This is a genomic window from Mesorhizobium sp. 01N446 (assembly GCF_056399285.1).
In genome coordinates, this window is sequence record NZ_JBFTRA010000021.1 from 1 (window position 1) to 11,275 (window position 11,275).

7 protein-coding genes and 1 pseudogene are annotated in these 11,275 nt (G+C 59.3%); 3 read left to right on the plus strand and 5 right to left on the minus strand.

Annotated features, from left to right (window positions below; all coding sequences use genetic code 11):
* The first annotated feature begins 375 nt into the window (after positions 1-375).
* Positions 376-1,161: a hypothetical protein gene (locus tag AC1DPX_RS34865; protein WP_202355253.1), complete on the plus strand. Its 786-nt coding sequence runs from the start codon at positions 376-378 to the stop codon at positions 1,159-1,161.
* A gap of 36 nt (positions 1,162-1,197) precedes the next feature.
* On the opposite strand, the gene AC1DPX_RS34870 is transcribed toward AC1DPX_RS34865, so the two are convergent.
* Positions 1,198-2,766, minus strand: coding sequence for a glycosyltransferase (locus tag AC1DPX_RS34870; protein WP_477242528.1), 1,569 nt, complete (start codon positions 2,764-2,766; stop codon positions 1,198-1,200).
* A 350-nt stretch (positions 2,767-3,116) separates the two neighbouring features.
* Here AC1DPX_RS34870 and AC1DPX_RS34875 point away from each other — a divergent pair, with 350 nt between their 5' ends.
* The gene (locus tag AC1DPX_RS34875) at positions 3,117-4,790 is read left to right on the plus strand and encodes an FkbM family methyltransferase (protein ID WP_477242530.1); all 1,674 of its coding nucleotides are present in this window, start codon (positions 3,117-3,119) and stop codon (positions 4,788-4,790) included.
* On the opposite strand, the gene AC1DPX_RS34880 is transcribed toward AC1DPX_RS34875, so the two are convergent.
* The 4 genes from AC1DPX_RS34880 to AC1DPX_RS34895 all read right to left on the minus strand — a co-directional run bounded on the left by AC1DPX_RS34880 (position 4,787) and on the right by AC1DPX_RS34895 (position 10,729).
* On the minus strand, positions 4,787-5,923 hold the full coding sequence (locus AC1DPX_RS34880; protein WP_477242532.1) for a glycosyltransferase: 1,137 nt from the start codon (positions 5,921-5,923) through the stop codon (positions 4,787-4,789). The two genes, AC1DPX_RS34875 and AC1DPX_RS34880, sit on opposite strands and share 4 nt — an antisense overlap.
* A 38-nt stretch (positions 5,924-5,961) precedes the next feature.
* A complete protein-coding gene (locus AC1DPX_RS34885; RefSeq protein WP_477242534.1) occupies positions 5,962-8,274 on the minus strand; it encodes a glycosyltransferase in 2,313 nt (770 codons plus the stop codon).
* A 225-nt stretch (positions 8,275-8,499) separates the two neighbouring features.
* Positions 8,500-9,609, minus strand: coding sequence for a glycosyltransferase (locus AC1DPX_RS34890; RefSeq protein ID WP_477242536.1), 1,110 nt, complete (start codon positions 9,607-9,609; stop codon positions 8,500-8,502).
* 1 nt (position 9,610) lies between these two features.
* Positions 9,611-10,729, minus strand: a complete 1,119-nt coding sequence (locus AC1DPX_RS34895) for a glycosyltransferase family 4 protein (protein WP_477242538.1) — start codon at positions 10,727-10,729, stop codon at positions 9,611-9,613.
* Positions 10,730-11,104: 375 nt separating this feature from the next.
* Between AC1DPX_RS34895 and AC1DPX_RS34900 the strand changes: the two are divergent.
* A pseudogene (locus AC1DPX_RS34900) lies at positions 11,105-11,275 on the plus strand (ABC transporter permease); the annotation flags it as partial.

Below are 11,275 nucleotides of genomic sequence, written 5' to 3' on the forward strand. Positions count from 1 at the left end.
AGATCGTGGAGACGACCAAGATCCTCGTCCTTGCCAGCCATTCGCGCGATCTGCTGCGAAAGAATTGCAACCGCATCCTGTGGATGGAACACGGCCGTGTGCGCATGGACGGCCCTACAGATGAGGTCCTGCCTGCCTATTTCGGTTGATAGTTTTTCGAATGCAGGTAGAACAATCCCGGCTAGGATCGACAATAACAATCAATATTCATGCGGTCGCTGAAACTCGTACGATTCGAATGAGATGTACGGAGAAATAACGGAGATTCAGGCAGTGCCCGCACGGAATGCGCCCATCTCGAGCCCGCAGCGGGAAACCTGCGCCAATCGGCACCCAGGCTTGCGATAATGCATCCGATGGCCTCGAGGCGCACGCATGGCTAGCAGCGACCAAAGCTGGTGGCGCGGCAAAAAGGCGGCGCTGGTCGTTGCCCATCCCGGTCATGAATTGCGGGTCCACCATTGGATGGAGACCAGCAGGCCTCTGGTCATGGTGCTGACGGACGGTTCAGGCCATCTCGACGCCGGCCGGCTCGATCGCACGGCCGAAGTGCTGGCCGGCGCCGGTGCGCGTCCGGCGGCATCGTTCTTCGGCAGGATGGCGGATCGGGATCTCTACCGGGCCATCCTGGACGGTGACGTGGAGATGTTCAGAGCACTCGTTGACGAAATGGCCGCGGTTCTCGCCGGCGAGGCGATCGAGTATGTCGCCGCCGACGCGGTCGAGGGCTTCAATCCGGGACATGACGTTTGTCGGCTGCTCGTCAATGCTGCGTTGGCGCGGCTGCACGACCGGGATGGTCGCGATCTGCCCAATCTCGAATTTCCGCTCGAGTCGGCCGCACTGAGTCGCCAAACCGCGACCCGAGAGGGGATAGAACTTCATCTCGACGCCAAAGCATTCGACCGCAAGCTCAGGGCTGTCGACAAGTATCCGGAATTGACCGAGGAAGCCGACCGTCTGCGCGCGGCGCATGGTCTTACGAGCTTCAGTGTGGAGCGCCTCACCCCGGTCGACTACGGCATGGACATTTCAGAATGTTCCGAGCAGCCGCCGGCCTATGAGCATTGGGGAACGGAACGCGTGAAAAGCGGCTACTACAAGACGGTGCTTCGCTTCAGGGACCATGTCGAGCCGTTGGCCAGGCACCTGGCGACTTGAGTCCCGGTCGAGCATTCCTGACCAGAGATCAGAACCTCATTCGCCAAGTTCGATCAGGCACAGCCCCAATCCAAGCCGCCTTTGGTCGTCCGACAGGCCCACCTGCCGTGGGCTTGCCGGATTCTCGATCCTCAGGCCAACAGTGAGACGCCGTGCCCGCGCAGTTTCGGGCGGCAACGTCACTTGCCAGTCCTGCTGAAGGAAAAGCGGCGCACCAGAATCGATCGGTCCAAACACCCGCCGTTCAATCCATATTCCGTTGATGAAAAGCTCGGCGACGAGTTTCGGGTGCTTCTCATGGAGGAAAGGCACCAAACCCAGTCTTAGCGAGGTCGGCGCGGCCGCGGCGGATTTTTTGATCTCGACCATCGCAAGGTCGCCGTCTGTCCAGGCTCCCCAGTGCTCAAGCGCGGAGAACCCTGTCAGGCGCACAAATCTTTCGGGATCGTCGACCTGGGCCAAGGACAAAACCTTGCTCACCTCGACTGGTTCCAGCCCGGCTGGCTCGAGTTCGACCCGCTCCACTTCCGCCCGCATACGAGCCAACTGCGCCAACAGATCCTCGCGCTCAGTCATCCACGGCCATATCGGCCCGGGCTTCGTCAGCCAGACCTGCATGTGACGCGCCAGCGAAAGGTTCAATTCGTCCTTATCGACAGGTGTGGCGCGGTGTTGGCTGATTGCGTCGCCATAGAGTGACAGGCAAGCGTCCAGCCATTTTGACATGCTGGCCTCTTGGCGGGTTCTCCTTGAGATTTCCGCCGCGTCGAAGGCATCGTAGCGGTCGATCTCGGCTGCAATTGCCTCGTGCGACAGGCGCTCCTGCAGCACCCGCAGCCCGAAGTTGCGCCGCCGCCATCCATCCCAGGTGTCGGAACGAGCCATTCCGGCAAGGCCGCGGCCGTCACAAACGATGACCGCGCGTCCGCATGCCATGGCTTCAAGGGCGCTTAGCGCCGACGCGAAGACGAGGTCGTATTGCGGCAGCAGGGTTTCGGGTTCGCTCACAATGCCGCCGATGGACGCTCCGATCACATCCAGTTCGATGCCGCGCTCCGCGCAGGCGGCGCGCACTGCGTGCAAATGCTGCGTGTTCTTGGCGAAGGCCAGCGCTCGGCGCGGATGCTCCGGCAACGGCGGCCCGGGCAGGAAACGATCGGTGTCGACAGCGTTGAGCAGTGTAACGATGCGGTCGGCCGGAATGCCGGCCTCGAACTGCAGCCGCTCGGCAACCGTGTCGTCGACGGCAACATATTTGCGGATGCTGGCGAGCAGCGGTGGAGCGCTGTGCCAGGCGACGAAATCATGTGCGAAATAGAGTGCCGCGGCATTCGGGAAGCGCGCGGCGGCGATCGCGGTAACCTGGGTGTGGTTGCCGTGGATGATGTCAATGTCCGCGGCGATGGTCGAGATGTCGTCGGTGACAGGTATGCCACGGGCCCGGATCTCTTCCGCGATCGGTCCCAGGCCGGGCGCGTAGACGATCGGTCTGTGCCCGGCGCGCATGAGGGCGAAGGCGACCTCCCGTGTGACGATCTCGGTTCCCGAACGGCCCGTCAGATAAATGTTGGCGATCAGGACCGTCAGCGGCTGTTCGAAGGTCATGGTTAGGCAGGCTCCTTAGGAGGAACTGTCCAGGGCGGTTCACGGCACATGCGCCAACTCTATAACTTGTCGACGATATGACAGGAAATTGCTGCCCGGCTATGGCGCGTTTCAGATCGCGAAACCGCGCATGAATTGAGGTGAGAAATCTGGCCAGATTGATCCGGCCAGGAACTGTACTGGAGGTATACGGGGTCACTGCCGTACATCTCAGTTTCCCATTAATGTCAAATGGCTTCAGCTGAGCTAGAAAGGGAGGCTGCGGGATCAATGGGGCTTTTTTCGATTCGAATGAAATGTACGGAAAAACCATGGGCGCTTACGCAACGCCCCCACCGGCAGCGACCGCTATGATCAGCTACGCCCAAAATTGTGAAGACGTTTTGCTCGAGCGCGTTTTCAAGGATGCCGCGACCGGTTTCTATATCGACATCGGTGCCTATCATCCAACCATCGGATCCGTCACCAAAACCTTCTACGATCGAGGGTGGTCCGGCATAAACGTTGAACCGGGAGCGGTTTTCGACGAGTTGGTGCGGGAACGACCGCGCGACACAAATGTCAGGGCCGTGGTCACAGACCAGGAGGGGCAGGTTGATTTCGTCGAGAATCAATCCGATCCCGGCATGTCAAAGGTGGCCGACGGGCCTGGTATGGCCGACGGCGAAGGGCAGATAGTTCGAGTTCGGGCTGTGACGCTGGACAGTCTCGTCGCCCGGCATGCCTCCGGACGAGAAATCAACTTTCTCAAGATCGATGCGGAAGGGTCGGAAGCTGCAATCATTCGAGCGACAGACTGGAGCTCCATTCGCCCGCTGGTGCTGGTGATAGAAGCAACGGCGCCGTGGTCGAACGAGCTCGTCAATCAGAATTGGGAGCCTACCTTGCTCGCGAGCGGGTTCTTGCGTGCGTACTTCGATGGTATCAACGTCTTTTATGTGAGGGCAGAGAGCAAAGAGCTGCTTCGCCACTTCCAGGTGCCGGTAAACGTTCTCGATGGCCATGTGACATTCGGACAATGGCATTCAAGCGTAACCGTGGAGCAGCTGAAGACTGAACGCAGTGAGATCATTGCGCAACGAGATCGATTTTCCGCAGCATCCGAAGCTCAACGCCAAAAGAACGCGGAAATTGAAAGCCGATTGGCTGAGCTCACGGCGGCGATCGGTCGGGCGGAGGCTGAAAGCCAGCGTCTGACAGTCCACGCGGCGGCTCTGTCCAAACGCCTTGCGCGGGAACAAAAGCAGGCGGAGGCCGAACGCAAGCGCCTGACAGCCCAGGCGGATGCCCTGTCTGCGCAACTGGAACAACAACAGCGGCAAGCCGAGGCTGAAAGCCAGCGCCTGACAGACCAGGCGGCAGCCCAGTACAAGCAACTGGAGCAAGAACGCGAGCGGGCGGAGGAGGAGGGCAGGCGTCTAACTGCCCATGTTGATGCCCTGTCCGAACAACTGGAGCAGGAACGTCGTTCACTTGCTTCCGCAGCCTCTCTTGCCGCACGTTACGATCGCCTCGTCCTTGAGCTTTACGATGAGAATGGGCGTGGCAACACGACTAACATCACTCCTATGGAGAGTTCCATGGTTTCGCCGGCTAGCTTTGAGCCACCCTCCAGCCCTGCTCCAGGTCGCCTACGGTCAACCGTGAAGAAGAGCGCTCTCGGTGTCTACAAGCTTCTTTTCAGGCCTTTCGCGCGTCCGGTCATGTGGCGGATCCGAACATTTCTGTTGCAACCCGTCCACGAGAAGCTCGATCGCTCATATGAGGGCCTTCATCACGCGCGCTCGAATGAGATTGAGGTGCTGCGTCACGAGCAGGCTCAGCTTGCGATGAGCTTGGAAAATCATGCGCGCTCGGATGACATCCAGGCATTGCGTCAGGAGCAGGCGCAGCTTGCGATGAGCTTGGAAAATCATGCGCGCTCGGATGACATCCAGGCATTGCGTCAGGAGCAGGCGCAGCTCGTGAGGAGCTTGGAAGCGCTGGCGCTGACCATCGCGTCGAACCCGCCGAGGGAGCGCTAACCTGCGTCGTGCAGCCACGATGCGAGGGTCTGCACAAACTCGTCCCAAGTCGGTATCCGCAGTCTCGTCACCTCATACCAAAGCCTTTCCGCGAACGGATCATCAAGCAGTTTACGCACTGCATCGGCTATCGCCGTGGGGCTTATCTCGTCGAGGATGACACGGCCGCCTGGTGGTAGAACATCGAGACTTGGCAGGTTCGCCGATGCAATGACTGGGATGCCACTTGCCAGGCTTTCAAAGGGCGGAATGCCAAAACCCTCCAGTGAACTGACGAACAGGGTTGCCCTGGTTTTTTGCAGACTTTGCCTGATCGCATCATCGCTTGCGTGACCCAGATATCTGAACCGTGGTTCGGCCTTGAGGCGCTCCAGGATCGCTGGCTCGCGTGTCGAGCGGCTTTCTATCCGACCAATGACGGTCAATTCGACGTCGATATCTTGCTGCCAAAGCAGCTCAAACGCCTCGAGAATATCGGCGACGTTTTTTCTTGGCTCGATTGTCCCGACATATGTGAACATTCGCTTTTGGGCGTCAAATGCCTGCCTGGGCACCGCAACACCGTCGCCCCCAAGTGGAATCGCAGGACCTGCGTGGCCAACCTTTCGTATGACTCGATGCACGTACTCGCGACGGGTCTGTTCACTGATAAAGGCAGCGCGCGGCACGTCGCGAAGCGCACGCACATAGTGCATCAGTCGCCCTGTCGTGCGCGGCTCCCAATCCTGCGGATGAAGAAACGGCAGGAAATCGTACACCAGCCAACTGACCGAGGCGGCGCCCTCATGGCACAGGGCCCGATACGCTTCGGCTCGTTGCAGGTCGAAAAACACCTCGGGATTGTGCAGGCCGGCTTTGAGATCGGTCGATGAAATCGGGGTGCCCTTCAGGAGGTAAGGCAGAAGTCGTTCTCTTTCTTCATCGACAGAGTGCTTACCGTCGCCGGTGAGTGTTTCCGCCACTGCGTCCGGGAGCGCGCAGAAAACCAATTTCTCCGGGTCGAACCGACACGAGACGAGTGGCCGTGGGCCGTTCCAACGGCGCAAGATCTCGCGCTCCACCCGCTGGATCCCCGTGCGCAACGGATGGCTCGTCAACTCGGTCAGATCGACAAAGATTGGGGCTCGCGGCAATGCTCTTCTCTTCCGGTCTTTGGCGATTGACGACGGTCTCAGAATCCAAGTCCCCCGCACAGCTGCCGCGCGTAGCTTTTGAAACTATGAACTTCGCAGTATTCTCGCCGCGCCTCGTCAAATTGAGATCGATTGGCATCTTGCTGGCTGATCCTGGCCAGCGCTTCCGCGATGAGAACCGGGCTCGGATGATCGGGCACGGTAGCGACATATGTCGGCCCCTCCATTGCCAGCGCCAAATCCTCGTTTGCAACGGTGGGCAGCCCAACGGCGATACAGTCGAGCAGCGCGCCGGACAAGCCTCCGAAGAAGTGGGTTCTCAACTGAACCGCGGCGTCGGCTGCGAGCAGATAATCTCGGTATTGCGCCTCATCGACGAAGCTCGACGAGAACACCACATGATCTGTCAGCCCAAGGCTGGAGACCAAATTCCTGAACGGGCTTTCATCCGACGCAAATCCGCCAATAAAATACAGTTTCGCGGGAATGCTCCAGCTTCGCAGGAGGTCAACAGCCCAAATGCATTCCTCGGCCGCCTTGTTGGAATGGACATAGCCAAGCGATACGATCGCAAATTCTTTTTTGGCGATGCCGGCCCTCAGTCTGGCCGCCGATTTCAGTCTTTGATTGGTCGGATCGGTCTCCCACTGCCGATAGATTGAAAAGGGCAGATAGATCGCCATTTTGGAAAAGCGGTCTTGAACGATTTTAGCCGTCACGCGCGAATGGACGAACATGGGCGAAGCCCATTCGGCGATTTCGCCGAGAAATGTTGCTCGCAGCCTCGATTCGTCTTGCAGCCAGGAACCGATCTCCTCGTCGCTCACAGACCGTCCGAGCTCACCCGCCGCAACCGCCCGGGTGCGCGACGAACCCAGGAGGCTTGCGTAGAAGCCGAGCAGGCGATTGTCGTGCTCGATACAAGCTCCGCCATACCGTTCAAGCATCTGAAACACCTCCAGATGAAAATTCGAGTTCCCCATCACCCCGACCACTCGATCAAAGCCCGAAGACAAGCAGGGAAGGGTGGTGATCCGCTGCGCCGATGCTGCTCCCTCAGGTGTGGTCACAGGCGCGTGTTTTGAGAAGACATGGACATCGGCCAATTTGCCGAGTTCGCGGATCGTTGCGGCCGAATAATCAGCGACTCCGGACTGGTCGGGCGGTATCGGGCTGAGGAATGCGATTTGTGGTCGCGCGCCTCTGAGGATGCCTGCGCGCTTGGGCTGACGAAGCGTAACCAAGTCACCCACCGTCGACCAGAATTCAGCCGCGATTTTGTCAGCCCGAAACCGTTGCCACCGTGTCGACTGATCCTGGATGACTTCGGTGCGTTCCGCTTGATCGACGATAAGCGCCTCGAGCTTCTTTCTGAGTTCCTCCGCGCTGTCTGGAGAAAACATCAAATCGTCGCGCCCGATCAGTTCCTTGTGAGCGGGGATGGAAGACGCGATTACCGGCGAGCCCGCCGCCATCGCCTCAACGACCGGAATCGAGAACCCCTCCATATGCGTTGCAACGACCGTGCAAAGCGCGCCCCGGTAGATCGATACGAGTTCATCCTCGTCGACAAAACCCGGGAAAACAAGAAGCTCGGGCCTGCCGCCATTTCCGGTGTGCAGATCGCGCAAGATTGCCTGCCAAACCGGCGGGTAGTTCCCAGTGACCACGAGCCGAATGCCGGCCTCTTGCATCACGCTGCTTCCGGCATGGGCGAGAATAGGGCACTCGACGTTCTTTCGAGGCTCGGCCCCGCCGCAGGCAAGGACATAGCGCCCGAAAAATGCCTCCTGCCGCCTGGAAGTGCCGGCGCGCTCGAAAGCGCTATCTATCGGCGCCCCGGTCTTCGTAATGCGCAACGGGTTCACGCCAAGAAGGCGCCGAAGCTCATCGGATGTATGCTGCGAGATGGGAAAGAAATGGTCGTAGCGAGAAAGCCAAATGAGTTGGGTGTGATAGTCGAGGCGGTTGGAAGCCGTCGGCAGGTATCGTTCCGGCTTCATGAGCGGGATGAAGTCGTAGACAATCGCGAGCTTGAGAATATCCGGGTCGTTCACGATGCGACCCAGGAAGAACGGATCGTGGGTCATAGGGGACAGTTCGAAAAACACTGGCGAACTTCCCTTGACGTCCAGATAGGCGTTGCTACGAACCCGATCGACGAGATGACGGAAACGATCCTCGAGCGGTGGCAGGGCGGGATCAACCAGCCCGAGAGTCGATACTCCGATTCTTCCCCGAAGGAGGCCAACGGCTCTGACCAGATTGGCCGACAGCTTGCCGACACCGCGATCCCTGTAAGAAGGATCTTGCAGGCATCTCAGATCGAATACAATTTCGCAGTTGTCCATGCCGCAACCCAGCGCAATCGTAGTCCATTTCCTACTCGCTGCAAACGGAGAATGACAAGCGAAAAGGACCTAGGATATCACGTCCATGGGAAGAGCCCGTCCAGGAGTCGATTCGATGGTTAGTCTTTATTAATATAAATGTCGAGGTGAATCGTGGCCGTTGCTTGGGTCGCCTGACGTGGAAGGCGTGGTGACTTGAGGTTTATTGGATGCTACCGAGGAGTGTTAGATATTGCCGACGAGATCCTGGTAGAGATTCATATAAGAGGTCGCCATTTTCTCGGACGTGAACAGGCTCTCGTATCGCTCAGCTGCGTTTTGGCCGAAGCGTTGAGCCATGTCCGTGTCCGTCCATATTCGTGCCATGGCTGCGGCGAAGGCTTGCGCATTGGCGGGCGGGACGACCAATCCCGTCACCTTGTCCAGGTTGATGAAGCTCGTGCCGGTGCCGATCTCGCAGGAGATCATGGGTTTGCGGAACATGGCAGCTTCGACGAGAGACAATCCAAAAGCCTCGGAGCGCAGATGGGACGGGAAGACGACCCCGCTGCACAGGGTCAGAAGTGCTGTCTTGTCCTCTTCGTCCAGCGCGCCGACAAAATGCACGTTCGACAGCCGGTCAGCTTGCTCGTGCAGGGCCTGCTCCATCGGACCTGAGCCGACAATAACGACCGGATAGCCGCTCAGGCGTGCCGCCTCGATCAGCACATGCAGACCCTTGTAGTAACGCAGCACGCCGGTGAACAGGAAGAATCTTCCCGGAAACCGCGCGCCCCAGTGTTGCAGCCGTGCTTCGGAGGGGACCGGGTAGGTCTTCACATCCAGGCCGTTCGGAATGACGATTGTCTTGGCACGCTGTCCTCGCAAGACCTTGCTCGTCTCCAGATAGTTGGGGGACGCGACGACAATGCGATCAACGCTGTTGAGGAAGAGGTGCATCAGCGGACGATAAATCTGCAGCAATGTGCTCTGCTTGACTATGTCAGACTGATAGGTGACCACGGTTGGCTTTCGCACCCGCATGCCGAAATGAACCAGGTCCATGAAGGGCCAGGGAAAATGATAGTGAATCACATCGGCTTGCGCCGCCAGTTCGCCGAAGCGCTTGAAGGCCCCGAGCGAAAAACCCGTCGAAGCGATTTCCAGATCGAGGTGTGCCTTGTAGGCCCAATGCCCATCGAAGAAGACGCTGTTCTCCTCCGGCTTGCGGCTGAGCGAGAGCACCGTTGGCTCGACACCCAGTTTCGATGTTCCACACGCGATTGCATGGATTGCTCGTTCCATGCCGCCGAACGTGTCGGGCCAGTAAGTCTTGAAAAAGTGAAGGACGCGCATGTCAGCGGCTTTTCCGCTTGGCAATGGCCTTGTCGAAAACCTCGACCAAGCGCCTTGCGCTGAGATGCCAGTCGAAACGCGCCGCATTGGCCTTGGCGACCGCGGCCCGTCGTGCAAGGTCGCGATCGTCGGTAAGCAGTTGATGCAGTTTTGCGGTGAGGTCGCTCACTGACAGCGGATCGACCAGCAAGGCGCCTTCGCCGGCAACTTCGGGCATTGAAGAGACGTTGGAGGTCAGAACCGGTACCCCAAAACCATTTGCCTCCAGAATGGGCAAGCCGAACCCTTCATAGAGCGACGGCATGGTAAGGGCCCGGGCTCCAGCATAAAGCGATGCCAGATCGGTGTCATCCAGATATCCGGTAAGCCGCACCTGGTCGGAAATGCCGAGATCCGCCAGGCGAGACCGGAGATCGCCGAGGTGCCAACCCTGCCCACCGGCGATAACCAGCAGATGCCCGGAACGGACCACTGGGTCAAGGCCGGCCCAGGCCTGCAAAAGGCGAACCAGATTCTTGCGGGGCTCAAGGGTCCCCACAAACAGCAGACAGGGCCGGTCAATTCCAAAACGCGCGCGCGCGGCCGCGATGTCGCCTGGCACGAGGCGGGTGTGGCCGGGATAGATCGTTGTCACTGGAGCTTCCAGGCCGGGGTATCTCTTCCTGAGCGCGCCTTCCGTTGAATTCGAGTCCACGACAATAGCGTCAGCCCGGCGCACCGCGGCTCCCACAAAGGCGCGCTCCGCCGCCCATGTCTGCCAACGCATGGTTTCAGGCGCATGGGCCCAAACCAGATCGTGAATCGTGACCACCCGCGGCATCGGCGCTGGCAGACGGAAGGGAAGCCGGTGTGCCGGTCCCCAAAAGACATCGACCGCGTCGTTGACCGCGGCGCGCGGCAGCGCCGTTTGCGACCAGATCATGCGAGCGGCAGCGCCTGGGAAAGCCGCGACACGCATATCGGCCCCAACGAGTTCGCCAAGCCCCTTGGCCGGCGGTTCGGGGAGATAGAGAATCGGTCGATGCTCGGCTGCGACGAGCGCCCGCGTCATCTCGACGACATATCTTCCGATACCCGTGAGGCCAGGCACAAGGTTGCGTGCGTCGATTCCGATTTTCATCTACGATCTGGGTACAATGAGCTGCGTGCGGTGCAGATAGCGGGCACTTCAGTGGTGATATCAGGTTTCCGCATTGATCCCGATATTTCATGCCTGGCGCCGGACTTCCTTCCGCATAGCAGAGTTGAACTCCATTGCAACATGGCTGCGACACGCGCGGATCTTGTACGTCAGGTGTAATGCGAGCCATGGTGACGAGGGTCCCAACGCATCTGGCTGGAGGGCCTGCGTCGTGTGATTTCGTCGCGAATTGCGCATTGCCCAATCGGTTTGACTTCGACATTCATGAACTTGAAGCGCACACGGCAATCATGTATCGAAGCCGTCGCACACCGCCGGGCCTGGGCAGAACACGCGATCGGGACATCTCGACATATGCTGCCGACCAAGACAGGCTTCCTCGAAGAGGCCTTCGCCGACATAAGTTCTTCGCTGAAGAAACACCACCTTGCCACGACGTTCAGTTGGCAGGATGTGGCCCAGCGCTATCGGCGCTCGCGGGTCGGCGCGTTCTGGCTGACCATCAACATGGGCGTCCTGATCGGT